Raw genomic sequence first — 18139 nt, 5'->3', positions numbered from 1 at the left:
CACTAAACCCTATACTCTTCAAAAAATATTATGAGCGTACCTAATTCTCGCGTCTTTCTACTTCCTAAGACCATTCTTTGGATCGTCATCGCCCTTAATTTTGGCCTGATGATTTGGCTAGATAAATTAGCCGATAGTCCTTGGGGCTGGAATGCCACCGACCTTGAAAAAGGCTCGATGAATCTGCTAGTTGATGGTCTGGCTATTTTCCAATTTGTCTTGCTTGCCTTTACGCTCGATCAAATCATGCGTTTTAGTGTTATCCGCTACAACACCCTCTCGCAAAAAGTGCATGTGCCAGCAATTATTATTCAGCTGAGCAGCATTCTTGTTTATTCGGTAGTAGGCTTGGTTGCCTATGTTTTGCTCTATGACCATTCCTTCAACCACATATTAGCTACTCTAGGGGCCCTCAGCGTAGGTATTGCTTATATCTTTAGAGATCTGATCGCTGAAGTTGTCAGCAGCATTACGATCCAAGCAGACCGCCTAGTTTCAATCAATGATTGGCTTGAAGTAAGCCATGATGGTTCAAAAGAATATTTACAGGTGAAAGAAATTGATCACCGCATGGTAGTCCTTAAAAATATTTTTGGTCTCACTACGCGCATGTATAACCAAAAGTTTTTAGGCATGTCCTTCATTAACTTATCCAAACAAGAAGGAGGGGTTTGGTCACGGCGCCGCTTTGAGTATCAACTCACGGCACGCAATAATCCCGAGCGCATTTTAGCGATTATGAATTTAGCAATGGCCCACGTTATCGAAACACATCCTGAATTCAGGCCTTGGCATTTCTGCTCACTTGCTAGCATTCAAGAAGGGGCAATTTCCTATTTAGTGCTATATGAGTGTTTGCCTGAGGTAGTTCCATATCAAGCGCAAAGTATCATTTTGCTCAGCTTTATTCGTTTCTTTAAGGCAGCTGGAGTCAATCTCAATCGCCTGGAGGCCCAACACCCTCTTGAAAATTTTACTGATACCCAGAATCGCCTTTTAGACTCTTACGAATTAGGTATCTTAAGACTGCTCAATAATGAAGAAATTACTGCCCTCTCTAACGTAATTAAAACCAAGTATTGCTACGCAGGTCAGCCAATTATTAAAAAGGGCGCTGAAGAAGATTGGATGTATATTATTTCAGAAGGCTGTCTGGAAGTGAAAATCGCTGATAAAACCGGTGAACTTAAAGTCGTGGCAACCCTCTGGCCAGGTGATTTTGTGGGAGAGATGTCCATGCTCACTGGTGCGGTTCGCTCGGCTGATGTATTTGCCAAAACAAATGTGATTCTGCTCGAAGTATCTAAAGAAAATATTGCACCTTTATTAGACTCTAACCCTGAATTAGTGAAACAATTTTCTGATGTCTTGGCTCAACGTCAAGCGCAAAATGAAACCTTTGCAACTCAAGACGGTAAAGACAATACGATTGCCGCTGCATCAAAAAGTATTACTGCAAAAATTCTGCATTTCTTTCTTAAGAAGAAATAAGCTTACTTTTTTGTAACTGCTCGATGAGTTCCATGCGGCTGGCATTGAGGGCTAAGCGCTGAGCATGCGGTCCCAAGAAATCAATGTGCTGTAAAAATTTGAGACGACCATCGGGGGCCATCAGTATCTGTGCTTTGTCGGGGTAATGGGGCTGCCATTCGGCAGCAAGCGCCTCGGTTAGTACAAGCCCATGTGTCGGTAAGGAGCTAGCCAATAAATCTGCTTCCACCATCAACATACTCAGATAATTTAATTTAGTCGGCGGTGGGCTGGTGCTCTGAATGATGTTGAGTAGGGTATTTAAATACATTGGGTCGGTTGCTAAAATAATGGTTTCAACCTTGGGCATGAATTCATCAATAAAATTGCTAGGTAAATTCAGGGCTCGTAACCAGAAATTAATTTTTTCAATGGACTTTTTTTCAATCTCAAACGGTTGCGTATTCATCATGCCAGGGTGACCAAAGTCATGACCAATCGCACTAAATAGCAAAATCCAAGGCTCCTCCGCTACTAAAAACCAAGGATTACTAGCGTCGATCATGCCTGCCAAACCTGGCTTTCTCTGAATGCTTTGCCCATTGTTATTGGCTACATTTTGTTGTCCAAGTAGCAAGGTAATGCCTAAACATACATCCTTAAAATGGCTGCGAGAATGATAGGCTGGTTCGGCTTGTAAGCCGAGATTATAAGCCTCGATCTCCATACTTAATTGCAGGCAAAGTGCCTTGTAGGGATTATTTTCATAATCAAAACCTTGCCAGACCGGCGATTCAATCAAGAGTTTAACCAATGCGACAAAAGATAACTGTTCGAATGCTGGGTTAGTGAAAATCAAATCGAGGTCTGCGGCAATTTGCGCTGGACTCAAAGTGGGATTTTCCTCTAGCTGCGCCTGAAATTGCGCCAACCAAGCTAAATCATCATTCATTTAGTTATTTCCGTAGCTTAAACAAATCTCTTATAAGTCTGCAGGTATTTTGTGTAGATTTTTTTGTACTCGTTGCCACTCAGCTAACACATGATCACGCACTACCTCTCCTGTTTTCCGCGCACAGACAATATCCTGGGCATCAACTCGCTGATCTAACAGGCATTGCAAGCGTAAAATATCTCCCCCCGGTTCAAAATTAGGTAGCCAAGTAGCCCAGAAAAAGCCTAATTGCTCTAAGGCTTCAATTTCTTGGGCAGCCAAGGGATTATGCAATGGAATATCTAAATAAATTACTGGCGGTGAAAATGGTTTTAGATTTTCAAGAACACTTGCTACCTGTTGTACTAGATCATCACCTAGAACCGTAATGCGTAAGTGTGCTGGAGCACCTTGATGAGCAATGACTGAGGAGATCTGTGATACTTGTTTTGCTTTTACTGCCACTGATGTGCCAATCAGCGTTCGGTGCAGATCGAGCGGCGTAAGTAGTGTAGTAAAAAAAGAATGGTGATGTAGCGGCAAATAAACATGATATTTTTGATCACTCTGTTGACTTGTCGGTAGTTCTGCTGGTCGATCAGATTTGATGGGAATATAAAAAGGGATGAGTGAATGGCGTACTCCTGTTAAGTTATTTAATCCAGCCATTTGTACGTCGCCCGGTTGGCCATTAATCAAGAGGCCCATTTCCCCGCCACCAGTAGAAATAACCTCATCTTGGCTAAAGGGATGATTACTGACGCAGGCGGCCCAGTAACCGGTAATTCCCATTTCCTCGGCATATCCCCGTCGAACCTTAGCCAAACGATCTGAAATATGATGACCCCGATAGCGCGGGTCAACTACTAGCTTAGCAGCTTCTGGTATGGGGTCTGCTATATCTTCAAAGCTCAATGCACAGTGCCCCACCACCTCACCCTGCGGCGTAAGCGCGACAATCGAAAACATTGAGCCCTCGCTCAAAGCGGTGGCAATTAACTGCGGCTGATACATCATGGGGTTTGGGTAACTGGGACCATAACAACGGTAAATACATTGGGCTAGACTCAAGGCGTCGCTAGGCTCCATTTTGCGCACCTCAAGTTGAGCTGCCTCTGCCTCTGAAACTTGAGTAGAATCATGCGCTAGCACGGGGGTATTGCCGAATAGTTTTGTCAATAATGGGGAATGATCTGGCATATGCTTAAAGCTCAACATTTTTAATACATAATATAAAACACTATTATCAGCCAACTTGAAAACATCTGTAAGAAGTCCTCCTTATTCCAAATTCTACGAGATACCAAGCAATGACGCTAAATGATCTTAGTCTGATTGAAGCCTGCCAACAAATACAAGCGGGTGAACTCGATCCAAAAAAATATCTTCGTGCCTGCTTTGATTATGCCAATACCCTTGAGCCAGAATTACATGCTTTTGTTAATCGTGCCTCGCTGGAAACGCTCTTACAGAATGCAGGTGAAATGAATAGCGGCCCACTATGGGGAATTCCCGTAGCGGTGAAAGACATTATTAATACCGTCGATTTACCCACCACCAATGGCTCACCAATCTATGCAAACCACCAACCCACCAGTGATGCTGAAATTATTGGCCTGATTAAGCAGTTAGGCGGCTTAATTTTTGGCAAAACAGTGACTACTGAATTTGCTTGGCGCAATCCAGGACCAACCGTAAACCCCTGGAATCCCTTGCATACTCCTGGCGGTTCATCGAGCGGGTCAGCTGCGGTTGTTGCCAAAGGCATCGTCCCCTTAAGCCTTGGAAGTCAAACCTTAGGCTCAATCATTCGCCCAGCTGCGTATTGTGGCGTGGTTGGTTTTAAGGCAAGTTATGGCGTCATTCCTAACGGCGGAGTCTTTCCTTTTTCGCACTCTTTAGATCATGTAGGTTTATTTACCCGCTCGGTTGCCGATATGATCTTTGCATTTAATTTAATTATGACGCGGCCCCACCAGTCGACAGCTAAGGGCGCTTCCCGTATCGGCATTCTGAAAACGCCCTACGATGCAAAAATGAGTGACGAGCAAGCGCGTACGCTAGAGTTAGCAGTAATACAACTGGCTAAGGCAGGAATAGAGGTTGAAGAGATCGTGCTGCCCACTAGTTATGCTGCTGTATTTGAGTCGATCTTCTGCATGATTGAAACTGAGGCAGCAGTTGTACATCAACATCACCAAGAAAATCACTCAGCTGAAATTAGCGAACATATTCATGCTCTGGTTAAAAACGGGTCGGCTTATACTTCCGCACAATATAGTGCAGCAATGCAACTACAAGCCCATTTAAAAGAAGACATAAAGCAGTATTTTAAAACGGTGGATGTTTTTCTCACAGCACCTGCTACAGGTGAAGCACCTTTTGGAATTCAAGCAACTGGTGACCCCATTTTTTGCTCACTCTGGAGTTTTCTAGGCTTGCCTGCGATAACTATACCCGTAGCCCGCTCTAGAAACGATTTACCCTTAGGCCTTCAATTAGTAGGGCAATTTCAAGGCGATGATAATTTATTGCAAATTGCTAAATTAGTTGAAGACGCACTAAACAAGGCACGTAAGCCAGCATTAAATTGATTACTTACTTAATAGTAAGACAAAGGTTGTGCCTTGCCCCAGAAGATCCAATAAGAATAAATTGTGTAAAGGATGATGGTGGGCAGCACAATGACCGCGCCCCAGAAAATAAACCACAAGGATTCGGTGGCTGCAGCCGCTTGCCAAATCGTCATTTGATCGATAATCAAATAGGGAAATAAACTATAAGCAATCCCAAGGAAGGCGAGTAAAAATATCACAATGGTAAGAACAAATGGGTGCCATTGCAAATGCAACTTGCCTGAATCTAAATGATTTAAAGACCGATAGATTAAAAAGAAGCAGACCAAGGTTAAGAGCGGTAAAGGTGACAACCATACAATATTTGGGAACACAAACCACTTCTGCATAATGCTCGCGCTGAAATAAGGCGTAGCTAAGGAAATTAACCCAACGCCTGCAGCCGTCAGCCACAAACTTTTACGCGCCCAGCCTACCGCTTTAGCCTGCAGTTCATCCGTGGTTTTCATAATCAACCAGGTCGAACCCAAAAGCATATAACCCATTGGTAAACACATCGCTACCAAAGCAGCAAACAACCAGCCTAAGAGCCCTGAATCAAAGCCTACAATGTAGCGGCCAATCATCACGCCTTGCGCCATCGCCGCAATGATGCTGCCTAAGTGAAATAAATAATTCCAAATGGGTTTATGTTGCGCTTCTGCTTTTACTCTGAAGTCAAATGAGACGCCGCGCAAAATTAAGCCCGCCAACATGGCGGCTACTGGAAGATACAGATTAGTCAAAATAATGCCATGGGCAATTGGAAAAGCCACTAATAAAACCCCCACGCCCAGCACTAACCAAGTTTCATTCGCGTCCCAAAAAGGCCCGATGGATGAAATCATGGCATCTTTTTCTTTATCGTTCGCGCTATTTAATAAGATGCCCACCCCTAAGTCATAGCCATCTAACACGACATAAGCAACCATGGCTACACCCATTGCACCTAGGAAGAAAATGGGCAGCCAACCGGCTGCTTGGGCAAGATCGGGCCACACTAATAAGCCCATGTCACGCCCCCATCCGTATTTGCCTGACGCTTTTCATTAGCTGGCAAATCGGCTTGACGAGCCAAATGAAAAACGACCGCAATGTAACTAATAATTAAACCAATATATAAAGCTAAGTACATTAATAAGCTGCTCAATACCATACCAGTAGGTAGTTTGGTGACGGCCTGTGCAGTGGTTAATACGCCTGAAACCAAATACGGTTGCCGCCCAATTTCCGTAACATACCACCCTGCTACTACCGCAATCCACCCTGAGAACGTCATTCCCAATAAAGCCCGAAGCATCCACTTCGGCAATGAGCGCTGACCTCTTGAAAGCCAAACAGCGGCCCAAGATACCAACATCATTAAGACCCCTACGCCAACCATAATCCGAAAAGCAAAAAAGACCGGAGCTACGGGTGGAATTTTTTCAGGAAACGCTTTTAAACCTTGCACCTCACCATCAAACGAATGGGTGAGATAGAGTGAAGCTAATTTAGGAATGCTGATTTCAAAATCATTTTTTTGTTCTTTGCTATTGGGAATCGCAAAGATCACTGCTGGCGCACCTTTTTCCGTATTCCAAATACCTTCCATCGCAGCAACTTTAGCGGGCTGATATTCCAAGGTATTTAAACCATGTGAATCACCCACATACATCTGCAATGGAATTAAGATAGCGGCAGTGATGATGGCCATTCTGAGGACCGCAGCATTCGCAATCGATGTACTGCCTCTGAGCGCCCGATAAGCAGAAATGCCTGCTAATAAAAATGCCACGGTTAAAAATGAGGCAATGAGCATATGCGTAAAACGGTAAGGCATCGATGGATTAAAAATAACCTCGAGCCAATTACTAATATGGGCTTTACCATCGATCATTTTAAAACCTTGGGGCGTTTGCATCCATGAATTTAATACGATGATCCAAAAGGCAGAGAGGGTTGTACCAAAAGCGACTAGAAATGTCGCTAAGGTGTGCACTCCTCGAGAAACACGCTTAGCACCAAACAACATGATGCCGAGAAAAGTTGCCTCTAAAAAGAAAGCGGTTAACACCTCATAGGCCAACAATGGTCCAGCAATATTACCGACCGTTTCCATATAACCTGGCCAATTTGTACCAAACTGGAAACTCATCGTAATACCGCTGACTACACCCAAGGCAAAAGTTAAGGCAAAAATCTTGACCCAAAATTGATAGGCCTGAGCCCAATATTGCTCACCAGTGCGATTACCTTTTATTTTGAGATATAAAAGAAACCAACCCAGCGCGATGGTAATCGTGGGAAACAAAATATGAAAAGTAATGTTCGCACCAAACTGAATGCGACTTAATAGCATCGTATCAATCATCTAAAACTCCGCCTCTAATAAACCCCAATTAACTCTATTTTGCGCTTGATTACAAAGTCTTGCTGAAGATGGGCTCGAGCAGTGCTGGACAAACCCCACCGGTTCACGGAGTCTTTTGCGTCAATATGTTTAAATCTTCGGGGGTATCGATATCGATTACAAAGTGAGCATGATCGGTTTTCAAAAAAGTAATCAGCTCAGGATGTAAATCAGTGTATTGCCGGCAACTCAATTGCTCCGTCGAAGCCAAAATAGCGCGCATCACTGCACCAGAAAAAAGTACCGGATTGCCCCGTTGTCCAGCAACCTCTGGAATCAAAATAATTTCGGGCGCACTGGATAAGCCACCCTTGAGATTAGCAAGTTGACTAAATTCTTCTAGCAGTAAAGTGAGTTCAGCGCGCCCAATAAACGGCTGATCACACAACAGCATGATGATGACATCGAACTCGCTACCGAGGGCTTCAATTCCTAAACGAACCGAGCTTGCTTGCCCGAGTTCGGGCGTGGAATTACGCACTACCTGGACAGGAAATAGTTGCGCAATGGTTTCAACTGACTGATAGTAATAACCAGTCACCACCACTACTTCACTTACACCAACCGCATATAAAGCAGTTAAATGATGCTCAAGAAATGACAGGCCCTGCAGTTTAAGCAGGGCCTTGGGTAACCCCCCAATGCGACTACCTTGTCCAGCAGCTAGTAAAACCGCTCCAATGCGCATCAGGGAAAAACAAGCTTATTTGCGAATGTGGGCGTGGCGAGCCGCGTCTTGCGACATTCCAGCGCCAGACTTTCCATCCATCGCTTCTTTTTCAGCAGTAATCTCTTTACGGCGTTCTTTACAAGCAGTCGTAATCTCTTGCAATGCCTTACGGGCACGGGTTGCTGATGCTTTAATGCCTTTTTCTTTGAACTTTTCATTCTCAGCTTGGTACGCCTCAAAACTAGCGATTATTTTTTCGTGATGTGACATTTTTTTCCTTTTAGAGCAAAACAATGAGGGACTACCAAATCAGTATATCGTGCTGCTATGCCCTACATTGGTGCATGAAAATAAAGGCATAAGTCGGGTATAAAGGTGCCATGACTTTGAACCTACAAGCCTCGGTTGATAACCCCTATCGGAATTTATGTACCGACTGTGGTATTTCGCGGAGTTCCGACCCTAAACGGTGTGGTCGAGCGTGCCAATTTATTCAGCAAAAGTACCCTGAATTAGAGACACAAATTCACGGTCGTGCCCGCGACCCACTGCGCCCAGATGAATTGCACTTTGGCCCTTTTTTGCGCATGTTGCGAGCCAGCTTAAAGCAGCCTAGCGCTGGCGCGCAATGGACCGGGATCACCACCCGCATTGCTGAGCGCTTACTGGAAACCAAAGCGGTGGATGCCGTACTCACCATGACAGCCGACCCAGAAGATAACTGGCGGCCAAAACCCATTTTGGTCGATAAGGCTGCCGATTTAGCGCAATGTCGAGGTATGCGCATGGGTTATGCCCCATTACTTTCTTTGTTAGAACCAGCAGCCGCTAAAGGTTATAAAAAATTGGCCGTAATTGGGATTCCGTGTCAGGTTTACGCGCTACGCGCTTTAGAAAAAGAATTGGGCTTTGATAAGTTGTATGTTATCGGCACACCCTGCTCTGATAACACCACTACAGAAAACTTTCATGATTTTTTAGCGCTCGTTACCGACCAAGCTGAAAATGTCATTTATCTGGAATTTCGGGCTGACTACCATGTTGAAATTCGTTTTAAAGATGGTACCAAACGTGAAATTCCTTTTTTACAATTACCCCTATCCACTTTGCCGAATGATTTCTTTCCTTTAACCTGTCGCACCTGTGTTGATTACACAAACGTCTTGTCTGACATTACCGTCGGCTATATGGGGGGTGAAGGTCAGCAGTGGTTATTGGTACGCAATCAAACTGGGGAAGAACTACTCAAGTTATTGGGCGATGAGGTGACTCTTACAGTACCAGGTAGTGCAGGTAAACGTTTCTCTGCTGTAAACGGCTTTATGAAAAATGTGAAATTGGCGGCGGGTGGTTTGCCACTGCGCAAAATGCCAGATTGGTTAAGGCCGCTTGTCGGTTGGCTCATGCCCCGCATTGGGCCGCGTGGGCTGGAGTTTGCACGTGCGCGGGTGGAAATGAAGGCTATCGAAACCGTCTTACACTTACGGCGTGAACATCCTGCACGAATTGCCTCAATGGTGCCAAAACACATTTGGCCTTTAGTGGAACCTTATGATTTAAAGCCAGCGGCAAGTGAACTTCCTACCCCTAAGCAATCATTATGAAACCCCCAGCTAATTTTTACTACGACATTATTTCCCCTTACGTCTATTTTTTTCTCAAGTTACGTAAACCCCTCGAAACACTTGTCGATTTAAAACCGGTACCCATTTTTTTTCCTGGTTTACTGCGCCTACAAAATAATCGTGGGCCAGCTGAGATCCCTGAAAAAAGAATTCATACCTATACCTTCTGCGTTTGGAAAGCCCAACAACTGGGTATTCCCTTTCAGTTTCCGCGGCGCCATCCATTTGCTTCTGCGGCTGCACAACGCTTATTACTACAAGAAGGTGCTGACTTCGCGATGATTGATAAAGCCTTTGATTTCGTTTGGGGTCATGGCGGCGATCCTGAAACCCAATGGAGTGAATTTTGCCTGGCGCTCGGTTTACCTGCGACCACTGCAAAACCAAGCACTGCAGAGATCAAGCAAGCTTTGATTGCCAATACTGAAAGCGCAAATCAAGCTGGTATTTTTGGAGTGCCCAGCGTTAAAGTCAATGAGCGGGTCTTTTGGGGTTCAGATGCCATTCCCTGGATCTTGGATTTTCTTGAACGCCCAACCATGTTTGCTGATGCCGCCTATCAGGCAGCAATTCATGCCGAAAACCCCTTACTCCACTGAATTTTTTAAGGTCTGCGGTAAGTCAACCATGATGGCTGTGCCTGGCACGGTACAGCCTTGATCACAACATTTGCCTGCTTGGGTGTTTTGGGTAATCGGTCGCTCTGCTTGAAGTTCAGAAGGGTTGCTCTCATGAGCAAGCACACCGCGGTTCAGTAGACGTTCTACCAAGGCTACTTTATCGCCAAGCGGATAGTTACGATAAATTTCCCGTTTCATTGCTTCTGGTGACCCGCCACCATGCAAACTAATTACCGAATACCAACCACCTTGATACGACGCAGTTAAGTCTTCAATAAAGCGTGCGGTTTCAATGCGTTTGTCATAAGGAATAGCTGGGTTTGCGCGCAAGACATCGGCCAAGTTTGCCGCAGTCGCCGGGTTATGATCTTCATCAGGCCCAGGTAATGCAACAATTAAACCGCCAGAGACATCATGTGCAATGCGTTGCATATCGTAAATTTGGGTGGCTAATAAAAGCTTGCCAATATTGGAGTAAACCGCATCGGGCATAAAGCTTTTTGAAAACGGATCACGCGTCGCGTATACCGAGGCAGCTACACCACAAGCATAAAATCCTTCGGTTATTTTGATTAGATCAACCATTTGGTCGCGTAAATGACCTTCGTCTTCGGGATTAAAACCATTGGCTTCGCACATTAAGGCGCCAGCACCAATTAAAAGGTCACCAAAACCAGCGCGTGCGCCAATACAACTATGGCGATGATGCGTAGCATAAGAGTGCGTCAGTGCTCCCGAATACTCCCATTCATCAGCATAAAAAACTTTTTCCCAAGGCACAAATACCTTGTCAAACATAACGACCGCAGTAGATTGACCATAGCGATTCGAAAAGAGTGCTGCCTTCTCGCCAGGCCTGCCTGCAGGCCGCGCAACCATCGTGATGCCTGGAGCGTCGATTGGTACAGCACAGCAAACTGCAAAGGCCGCATCAGCAGCCAGCATATTGCGGCCCGGCATCACCAATAACTCGTGCACATAAGGCGCGCCAGTCACAATCGCTTTAGTTCCCGAAATGACAATTCCTTTAGCGTTGCGCTCAACAATATGCACATAACTATCGAGATTAGCTTGTTGATGCGGGCGTTTACTGCGATCGCCTTTAGCATCAGTCATGGCAATTCCCAAAGTTAAATCGCGCTCTTGTACCTCATGCAAATAGGCTAAGAACTTTGCGCTATTTTCAGTGGTGCCTTTGGCATCATCAATTTGCGCTGACACTTGATAAATTGCATTTAAGGCATCATGGCTTAAATAGCGTTGTGCGCATCCCGTTTCTTGACAAAGCAAACGCACTGCTTCTAATTTATTCAGTAAATCACCAGCACTCTGATTAATATGCAAAAGTCGATTGACTGTTTTGCCGCTGCTCTGCTCAGTTGCCAACATTAATGGCTTAAATTCCTCACGCAAGGCATAGTCATAGGTCACACCAATGGCATTAATCCCTGGGGCAAAACCGGGCTCATCCGCTACCGAGGTAACCAAGCGGCCATTCAAATATACCGTGGGTTTATAAGACCGCAGAGAATCGCGGTATTCATTTGCAGACATCAACATAGCGCTACCTTTAATGAGTAATACAAGTAGTGTAAACAAAGTCTACAATTGGCTCTAGAACCTGAAAGATCTTTATGTTGATCACTGCCAATAACTCTGTACTCGTCATGATTGACCTACAAAAACGTCTCATGCCGGCTATCGCTGGAGGTGAGTCGGTCTTACAACAATGTTTACGGCTTGGTCAAGCCGCCCAAATACTACAAGTGCCTATTATTGGCACAGAGCAAAATCCTGCGAGTCTCGGTGATAACTTACTGGAGATTAAAGCGCTCTGCCAAACCACCATCAGCAAAACCTATTTTGATGCCTGTCATGATGGTTTATTAATTGAACTAGATAAATTTAAACCCGCGCGTCAACAAATAATTTTAGTGGGTTGCGAAACTCATGTTTGTGTACTGCAAACCGTATTTGGTTTAATTGCAAGTCAGTATCAAGTAACGATCGTGGTCGATGCCCTTGGCTCGCGCCAGACGCTCGATAAGGAGACTGCAATTGAACGCATGGAAAAAGCGGGTGCCAATCTGGTGACAAGCGAAATGCTCATTTTCGAATGGTTGCAAACCAGTAATCGACCTGAATTTAAATCTATCCTTAAAATCATTAAATAAATCAAAATAATATGGATTTTTCTCTCGACCCCCAAACGACAGAACTGCGTGAACGCACCAAACGCTTTATCGCCGAACAAGTCATCCCCTTGGAAAGTGAACTTGATCACCATGCACATGGTCCAAGTGAAACCTTACGGAAGGAATTAATCGCGCGGGCTAAGAAAGCAGGCCTACTTACACCCCATGCCTCAATTGAATTTGGTGGCTTAGGCTTAAGTCATGTTGCTAAAGCCGTCATCTTTGAAGAGGCTGGTTATTCTTGTTTAGGTCCTACTGCACTTAATATTGCCGCACCCGATGAGGGCAATATTCATTTAATGGAAGCGGTTGCCAATGCAGAGCAAAAAGAGCGCTGGCTGCGCCCACAAGTTCAAGGCCTTACTCGCTCTTGCTTTGCGATGACCGAACCGCCCCCAGGGGCTGGTTCAGACCCTGCCATGCTCATGACTACTGCCACTCCCGATGGCGAGGATTATTTAATCAATGGCCGGAAGTGGTTTATTACCGGTGCAGATGGGGCTGATTACGCCATCATCATGGCACGCCTTGAAAATACTGCACCAAACAGTGCAGATGCCAAGTCAAGCGGTCCTGCTGCGACGATGTTTCTGGCCGATATGAAACAAACCGGTATTGAATTAGTGCGTAATATGGACGCGCTGGACCAATGTTTTACAGGGGGTCATGGTGTTATTGATTTTAAGAACTTACGCGTACCAGCTAAAGATATCTTAGGAAAATTGGGTGAAGGTTTTCGTTACGCCCAAATTCGTTTAGCGCCCGCCCGTTTAACCCACTGCATGCGGTGGTTGGGCCAAGCCCGCCGCGCGCAAGACATAGCCTTGCAATACGCGATTAAACGTACTGCCTTTGGCATGCCACTATCTCAACATGAGGGGGTAGGGTTTATGTTGGCTGATAACGATATGGATTTACAGACTGCCCGTCTACACACTTTGCATACGGCTTGGCTTTTAGATCAAGGTGAAAAATGCAACTATGAATCGAGTCGTGCAAAAGTCGTTTGCTCAGAAGCTGAATGGCGTGTCGTCGATCGTTGTGTACAAATTTTAGGTGGTCAAGGGGTCACAGGCGAGACGCCGATTATGCGGATTTTTACTGATATGCGCGCCTTTCGGATTTACGATGGCCCGAGTGAAGTCCATCGTTGGAGCATGGCGCGAAAATTAGTTAAAGCTGCCCAGGACAATCAATAAATGGCGCAAGATCTTTTCCGCTTAGACGGTAAAACTGTATTAGTGACTGGTGCATCTAGTGGTCTAGGACGGCACTTCGCCCTGCTTATGGCGCAAGCTGGGGCAAGCGTGGCTTTAGCGGCACGACGTATCGATGTCTTAGAAGACTTAGTTCAAGAAATCAATTCAGCTTCACCAAAGTCTTCGGATGTAAAAGCCAAGGCATTTCAACTCGATGTGAGTAATGCGCAACAAGTGAGTCAGTGCTTTGATCAGCTTGCTGCTTGGCATTTGCCGGATGTGATCATCAATAATGCTGGCGTTACCATCACTAAACCCCTGTTACAGCAAAGCGAGAGTGATTGGGATCAAGTCATCGATACCAACCTTAAAGGCGCTTGGCTAGTAGCTACCGAAGCCGCAAGGCGACTAGTAGCTGCCAACAAACCAGGCAATATCGTCAATATCAGCTCTATTCTCGGTGAGCGCGTTGCGGGTGGTGTTGCGCCCTATGCGATCTCTAAAGCGGGCGTACTGCAACTGACAAAAACCATGGCACTTGAATTGGCGCGCTACTCGATTAGAGTGAATGCCTTACTACCGGGTTATATTGCGACTGATCTAAATCGGGCTTTTTTACAAAGTGAAGCCGGCGAAAAACTCCGTGCACGTATACCAAGTCGCCGTTTTGGCGAAGTGAGCGATCTTGATGGTCCGATTTTATTGTTAGCGTCTGATGCTAGCCAAGCAATGTCGGGGACCTCAATCGCGGTCGATGGCGCTCATTTAGTCAATACCCTGTAAAGCTCCGCTAAATGAGTGTGCTGATGAGTACGTCGTTTAATCTGCCTGCCTTTTCTGCCTATCTGCGCAATCATGGCATATCCACAAATAACGACTTACCCAAAGATATCAGTGAAGCCTTAATCATTAAGCCACTGAGTGGCGGCCAATCTAATCCCACCTTCTATATTGAGGCGGGCAAGCAAAAAATGGTGTTACGCAAAAAACCCACTGGTCACTTATTGCCCTCAGCACATGCGATCGACCGTGAGTACCGCGTGATGGCAGCACTTGCTAAGCAGGGTGTTCCTGTGCCGCAGATGTTAAATTACTGTGAAGATGAGTCGATTGTTGGCACGCCTTTTTTCTTAATGTCATTTCTTGATGGTCGGGTTTTAACTGAGCAAGCTTTGCCGGGTATGACCACTACTGAACGCGCTGCTATCTATTCAGAAATGAACCGGGTGATCGCCAGTATTCATGCGGTCGATTACCAAGCAGCAGATTTAGAAAGTTTTGGTAAGCCTGGTAATTATTTTTCCCGGCAAATTACCCGTTGGTCACGTCAATGTAATGAATCTAATTTACCCATTAGTTCTGCGCTGCAACGTTTAATGGAATGGCTACCAGCGCATATTCCGCCTGGCGATGAAACCACCCTAGTACATGGTGATTTTCGGATGGATAATTTAATCTTTCATCCAACCAAGCCTGAAGTCATTGGGGTGATTGACTGGGAACTTTCAACCTTAGGTCATCCGCTTGCCGATTTTGCCTACCAATGCATGGCTTGGCATATTCCACCTACCTTATGGCGCGGTATTGGTGGCCTAGATTTGACCACCCTAGGAATTCCGACTGAAGCGCAATATGTCGCTCAATACGCAGCTAATACCGGTAGAAATTCTGCTGAACATTGGGATTTTTATTTGGCCTATAACTTCTTTCGTATCGCTGCCATCTTGCATGGCATTGCCCAGCGCGTAGTTGATGGTAATGCTAGCGGGGAAGACGCGATTGCCAATGCCCAACGATCTGAACCCCTTGCCGAGCTGGGGTGGCAGTGCGCCCTCCGCTACTCAGCAAGTCGCTGATACGACTAAATGCTGATACTATGGAAACTAATAAAACGAGGACAAAACCATGTTTGCCAACTCAACACCATTTTTAATTACCTGGGGCGTAACCGCCCTATCGCTGTGGGCAGCTAGCTACGTCTTTAGCGGCCTGAAATTTAACGACACGGGATCCTTAATTATTTCTGCTTTGGTATTAGGCTTTGCTAATGCACTAGTAAGACCGCTATTAATAGTCTTTACCTTGCCGCTCACCGTCCTCACCATGGGTCTGTTTCTGTTGGTGATCAATGCACTGGTATTGATGCTCGTTGCAAAATTGGTGAGTGGTTTTAGTTTGGCTGGTTTTTGGACCGCATTCTTTGCCAGTATCTTTATTTCGCTACTAAACGTTTTTATTAGCTCTTTGTTTACCAGTAACTAAGTTGCGATTTAAAAATCTCCACACTCAGCACCTTTTTAAATTTGAACTATTTTTATAATCGTTATAGTCCGTACAAAGTAAACAATTCTCTCAAAATAAAACTCTATTTATTTTAGTTGCGAAAGGTAATGAGCAATTGCCTTTAAATCGTCCTCATTCATGCCATAGAGCGAGGCGACCATAATAGTATCTCGCCCAGTTGCCTTATTAGAGCGAAATTGCCGCATAGTGTGCAAAAGATATTCCTCCCGTTGGCCGGCAATCCGAGGCATTTGATCTCTACCAACATAAGTTGGTAAATGGCAAGTGCCACACAAGGCTTCCTTCGAAATATACTCACCTTGTACATACAAAATTTGATTACGGATACCCGCTTGAGACTGAGCAGTTTGGCCTGCATAAAATTGAGCTATTTCAACAATCGTAGCATCACTAAATCCATCAAGTAAACCCTTCATCTCTGGCGGAATATTACGTAGACCTTCCCGTATCATGATCATTTGATTTTCAAGAAAAGTTTTTGGTTGGCCAGCTAGCGAGGGGGTGCCAACAATCTTTGAGTTGCCATCAACCCCATGACAAGCGCCACAGGCCTGTAATTTACTAGTGATACCTTGAGCAAACAAAAGCGACGTTGCGCTAGAAAAAATGATACCTAAGGCAAACGTCGCTATTCGTAAAAACAACAAAATAATAAATCTTTTTATTTAGCTGCAAGTTGCTGCTTACTATATGTCACTCTATAAATAGCACCAAGCTGCTCATCTGAAACCAACATAGATCCATCAGGCATCTGCATTAAATAGGCTGGGCGGCCCCAAAAAGACTGATCAGCTGGGTTTAAAAAACCAGTAATAAAAGGTGTTATCTTAGGATTCTTGCCATCAGCTCCTGCTTTAACCATCACCACATCGAAGCCCGACTTTTGATTACGATTCCAAGATCCCTTACGTGCAATTAATGCGGCATTCTTATACTCTGGTGGGAACATATTGCCGGTATAGAACTTGATTCCCATAGTAGCTACGTGAGTGCCCATCAAAGCAACAGGTTGCTCAACCCCCTGACAAGCATTTGCTTTCGTAATGACATTGTCGGGAAGATTGCCTTGGTGACAATAAGGGAAGCCAAAATTTAAACCTGTCTTAGAAAGTAGGTTTAAAGTGTCATTGGGCTTATCGTCACCCATCCAATCACGCCCATGATTTGTAAACCAAAGTTGCTTGGTTGTAGGATGCCAATCAAAGCCAACGCTATTGCGCACACCCGTCGCCAAAACTTCCATTCCCGATCCATCTGGGTTATAGCGGCGAATTTGTGCATATTCTGCAGTGGGTGGCTCACAAATATTGCAAGGTGCGCCAAAGGGGATATATAGCTTGCCATCGGGACCAAATGCAATGTACTTCCAATTATGGTGCTGCTCAGGAGGTAGATTAAATTTAGCGGTTAAGTCAACTGGTGTAACGCTCGCATTTTTATCTATACCGTCAAAGCGCAATACTTTATCAATTGCCATCACATATAAAGAGCCCTTATTAAACGCAACTCCTGCAGGTTGGACTAATTTATCGACCACTATTCGATTCGTGCGCTCTTTCCCGTTATCGGTGACCTCATAAACACGGCCAATAGCACGGGTACCAATGTAAACTTTGCCATTATCACCAAGCGCCATGGCACGTGCGCCCGGCATTCCAGTAGCCCAAACCTCAATCTTGAAGCCGGGTGGTAGCTTGAGTTTATTAATGGGAATATCACTGATTGGCGTTGCGGTCATCTTGCCTGCTAAGGGGGCCAAAGTTGAATTGGCCATATCAGGTCCCATTCCTTGCTTCCAAGCGGGGGGTGGGGCGGCGGCGGCAGGGGCTGGGGCGGCTGCTGCTTTTGGCTTCTCTGGCGGAGATGAGGCACAGCCTGCCAAGATGACAACAATTGCTGTAACTGCCCATAAAGATGCATTCAATTTGACATCGTTATTTGTGGAATTTTTAGATAAGTTCATGCTTTTCCTACTTTCTTCGGATGGATCAAAAACTACTTATTAATTTAATCACTTTTTAGACTGTTATAACCAAGTCTTTACTTAGGGTTTAGCCTAATTAATCTTCTGTTAGTTCCTCAGCATGAAGCGGGCAAAACCTGATTAAAGCCCTA

General features: G+C 45.1%; 18 protein-coding genes. 9 read left to right on the top strand and 9 right to left on the bottom strand.

The genetic code is table 11. The annotated features are described in order from the left end of the window. Positions 1 to 30: 30 nt before the first annotated feature. Positions 31 to 1491, top strand: a complete 1461-nt coding sequence (locus LZT21_RS10185) for a mechanosensitive ion channel family protein (protein ID WP_233990667.1) — start codon at positions 31 to 33, stop codon at positions 1489 to 1491. Here the strand turns inward: LZT21_RS10185 and LZT21_RS10180 are convergent. Together LZT21_RS10180 and LZT21_RS10175 are read right to left on the bottom strand one after the other, a co-directional pair. Beyond that, entirely contained in the window at positions 1478 to 2422 is a 945-nt protein-coding gene (locus LZT21_RS10180; RefSeq protein WP_233990665.1) for a hypothetical protein, read from the bottom strand. The two genes, LZT21_RS10185 and LZT21_RS10180, sit on opposite strands and share 14 nt — an antisense overlap. A 30-nt stretch (positions 2423 to 2452) precedes the next feature. Next, complete coding sequence (locus tag LZT21_RS10175; protein WP_233990663.1) at positions 2453 to 3604, bottom strand: GNAT family N-acetyltransferase; 1152 nt, start codon at positions 3602 to 3604, stop codon at positions 2453 to 2455. A 110-nt stretch (positions 3605 to 3714) separates the two neighbouring features. On the opposite strand from LZT21_RS10175, the gene LZT21_RS10170 reads away from it, so the two are divergent. Then, complete coding sequence (locus tag LZT21_RS10170; RefSeq protein WP_233990661.1) at positions 3715 to 4998, top strand: amidase; 1284 nt, start codon at positions 3715 to 3717, stop codon at positions 4996 to 4998. 8 nt (positions 4999 to 5006) lie between these two features. On the opposite strand, the gene LZT21_RS10165 is transcribed toward LZT21_RS10170, so the two are convergent. From LZT21_RS10165 to LZT21_RS10150, 4 genes are all read right to left on the bottom strand, one after another. Continuing rightward, on the bottom strand, positions 5007 to 6032 hold the full coding sequence (locus tag LZT21_RS10165; protein ID WP_233924909.1) for a cytochrome d ubiquinol oxidase subunit II: 1026 nt from the start codon (positions 6030 to 6032) through the stop codon (positions 5007 to 5009). Next, positions 6020 to 7372 carry a cytochrome ubiquinol oxidase subunit I gene (locus tag LZT21_RS10160; protein WP_233924911.1) on the bottom strand — a complete coding sequence of 451 codons (1353 nt, stop codon included), beginning with the start codon at positions 7370 to 7372 and terminating at the stop codon, positions 6020 to 6022. The genes LZT21_RS10165 and LZT21_RS10160 overlap by 13 nt, the downstream gene beginning before the upstream one ends. 103 nt (positions 7373 to 7475) lie before the next feature. Next, the gene (locus LZT21_RS10155) at positions 7476 to 8099 is read right to left on the bottom strand and encodes an NTP transferase domain-containing protein (RefSeq protein ID WP_233990659.1); all 624 of its coding nucleotides are present in this window, start codon (positions 8097 to 8099) and stop codon (positions 7476 to 7478) included. Positions 8100 to 8114: 15 nt separating this feature from the next. Continuing rightward, positions 8115 to 8351 carry a hypothetical protein gene (locus LZT21_RS10150; RefSeq protein WP_233935442.1) on the bottom strand — a complete coding sequence of 79 codons (237 nt, stop codon included), beginning with the start codon at positions 8349 to 8351 and terminating at the stop codon, positions 8115 to 8117. Between the two features lie 110 nt (positions 8352 to 8461). Between LZT21_RS10150 and LZT21_RS10145 the strand changes: the two genes are divergently transcribed. Both LZT21_RS10145 and LZT21_RS10140 read left to right on the top strand, forming a co-directional pair. Next, a complete protein-coding gene (locus LZT21_RS10145; protein ID WP_233990657.1) occupies positions 8462 to 9685 on the top strand; it encodes a Coenzyme F420 hydrogenase/dehydrogenase, beta subunit C-terminal domain in 1224 nt (407 codons plus the stop codon). Further along, entirely contained in the window at positions 9682 to 10305 is a 624-nt protein-coding gene (locus LZT21_RS10140) for a 2-hydroxychromene-2-carboxylate isomerase (protein WP_233990655.1), read from the top strand. Before LZT21_RS10145 ends, LZT21_RS10140 begins: the two co-directional genes overlap by 4 nt. Here the strand turns inward: LZT21_RS10140 and LZT21_RS10135 are convergent. Further along, positions 10294 to 11886, bottom strand: coding sequence for a 4-hydroxyphenylacetate 3-hydroxylase family protein (locus LZT21_RS10135; RefSeq protein WP_233990653.1), 1593 nt, complete (start codon positions 11884 to 11886; stop codon positions 10294 to 10296). The two genes, LZT21_RS10140 and LZT21_RS10135, sit on opposite strands and share 12 nt — an antisense overlap. Before the next feature lie 74 nt (positions 11887 to 11960). On the opposite strand from LZT21_RS10135, the gene LZT21_RS10130 reads away from it, so the two are divergent. The 5 genes from LZT21_RS10130 to LZT21_RS10110 are packed head-to-tail and all read left to right on the top strand — an operon-like array spanning position 11961 to position 15982. Next, positions 11961 to 12500, top strand: a complete 540-nt coding sequence (locus tag LZT21_RS10130; RefSeq protein WP_233990651.1) for an isochorismatase family protein — start codon at positions 11961 to 11963, stop codon at positions 12498 to 12500. Positions 12501 to 12511: 11 nt separating this feature from the next. After that, on the top strand, positions 12512 to 13720 hold the full coding sequence (locus LZT21_RS10125) for an acyl-CoA dehydrogenase family protein (protein WP_233990649.1): 1209 nt from the start codon (positions 12512 to 12514) through the stop codon (positions 13718 to 13720). Further along, on the top strand, positions 13721 to 14503 hold the full coding sequence (locus LZT21_RS10120; RefSeq protein ID WP_233990647.1) for an SDR family NAD(P)-dependent oxidoreductase: 783 nt from the start codon (positions 13721 to 13723) through the stop codon (positions 14501 to 14503). Between the two features lie 11 nt (positions 14504 to 14514). Beyond that, entirely contained in the window at positions 14515 to 15576 is a 1062-nt protein-coding gene (locus LZT21_RS10115) for a phosphotransferase family protein (RefSeq protein WP_233990645.1), read from the top strand. Between the two features lie 49 nt (positions 15577 to 15625). Further along, positions 15626 to 15982, top strand: coding sequence for a phage holin family protein (locus LZT21_RS10110; RefSeq protein ID WP_233924938.1), 357 nt, complete (start codon positions 15626 to 15628; stop codon positions 15980 to 15982). A 107-nt stretch (positions 15983 to 16089) separates the two neighbouring features. Here LZT21_RS10110 and LZT21_RS10105 read toward each other — a convergent pair whose 3' ends face one another. Next, the gene (locus LZT21_RS10105; protein WP_233924939.1) at positions 16090 to 16668 is read right to left on the bottom strand and encodes a c-type cytochrome; all 579 of its coding nucleotides are present in this window, start codon (positions 16666 to 16668) and stop codon (positions 16090 to 16092) included. A gap of 17 nt (positions 16669 to 16685) precedes the next feature. Continuing rightward, positions 16686 to 17987 (bottom strand): sorbosone dehydrogenase family protein, encoded by a 1302-nt coding sequence (locus LZT21_RS10100; RefSeq protein ID WP_233935423.1) that lies wholly within the window; start codon positions 17985 to 17987, stop codon positions 16686 to 16688. Between the last annotated feature and the right edge of the window lie 152 nt (positions 17988 to 18139).

Source organism: Polynucleobacter sp. IMCC 30228, from assembly GCF_021395205.1.
In the GTDB taxonomy this organism is placed as follows: domain Bacteria; phylum Pseudomonadota; class Gammaproteobacteria; order Burkholderiales; family Burkholderiaceae; genus Polynucleobacter.
Note: the sequence above shows the minus strand (reverse complement) of the source record. Positions and strands in the feature narration are given on the sequence as shown.

Coding starts and splice junctions, on each gene's coding strand:
- LZT21_RS10185 (WP_233990667.1), top strand. CDS start 31: ATGAGCGTACCTAATTCTCGCGTCTTTCTACTTCCTAAGACCATTCTT.
- LZT21_RS10180 (WP_233990665.1), bottom strand. CDS start 2,422: ATGAATGATGATTTAGCTTGGTTGGCGCAATTTCAGGCGCAGCTAGAG.
- LZT21_RS10175 (WP_233990663.1), bottom strand. CDS start 3,604: ATGCCAGATCATTCCCCATTATTGACAAAACTATTCGGCAATACCCCC.
- LZT21_RS10170 (WP_233990661.1), top strand. CDS start 3,715: ATGACGCTAAATGATCTTAGTCTGATTGAAGCCTGCCAACAAATACAA.
- LZT21_RS10165 (WP_233924909.1), bottom strand. CDS start 6,032: ATGGGCTTATTAGTGTGGCCCGATCTTGCCCAAGCAGCCGGTTGGCTG.
- LZT21_RS10160 (WP_233924911.1), bottom strand. CDS start 7,372: ATGATTGATACGATGCTATTAAGTCGCATTCAGTTTGGTGCGAACATT.
- LZT21_RS10155 (WP_233990659.1), bottom strand. CDS start 8,099: ATGCGCATTGGAGCGGTTTTACTAGCTGCTGGACAAGGTAGTCGCATT.
- LZT21_RS10150 (WP_233935442.1), bottom strand. CDS start 8,351: ATGTCACATCACGAAAAAATAATCGCTAGTTTTGAGGCGTACCAAGCT.
- LZT21_RS10145 (WP_233990657.1), top strand. CDS start 8,462: ATGACTTTGAACCTACAAGCCTCGGTTGATAACCCCTATCGGAATTTA.
- LZT21_RS10140 (WP_233990655.1), top strand. CDS start 9,682: ATGAAACCCCCAGCTAATTTTTACTACGACATTATTTCCCCTTACGTC.
- LZT21_RS10135 (WP_233990653.1), bottom strand. CDS start 11,886: ATGTTGATGTCTGCAAATGAATACCGCGATTCTCTGCGGTCTTATAAA.
- LZT21_RS10130 (WP_233990651.1), top strand. CDS start 11,961: ATGTTGATCACTGCCAATAACTCTGTACTCGTCATGATTGACCTACAA.
- LZT21_RS10125 (WP_233990649.1), top strand. CDS start 12,512: ATGGATTTTTCTCTCGACCCCCAAACGACAGAACTGCGTGAACGCACC.
- LZT21_RS10120 (WP_233990647.1), top strand. CDS start 13,721: ATGGCGCAAGATCTTTTCCGCTTAGACGGTAAAACTGTATTAGTGACT.
- LZT21_RS10115 (WP_233990645.1), top strand. CDS start 14,515: ATGAGTGTGCTGATGAGTACGTCGTTTAATCTGCCTGCCTTTTCTGCC.
- LZT21_RS10110 (WP_233924938.1), top strand. CDS start 15,626: ATGTTTGCCAACTCAACACCATTTTTAATTACCTGGGGCGTAACCGCC.
- LZT21_RS10100 (WP_233935423.1), bottom strand. CDS start 17,987: ATGAACTTATCTAAAAATTCCACAAATAACGATGTCAAATTGAATGCA.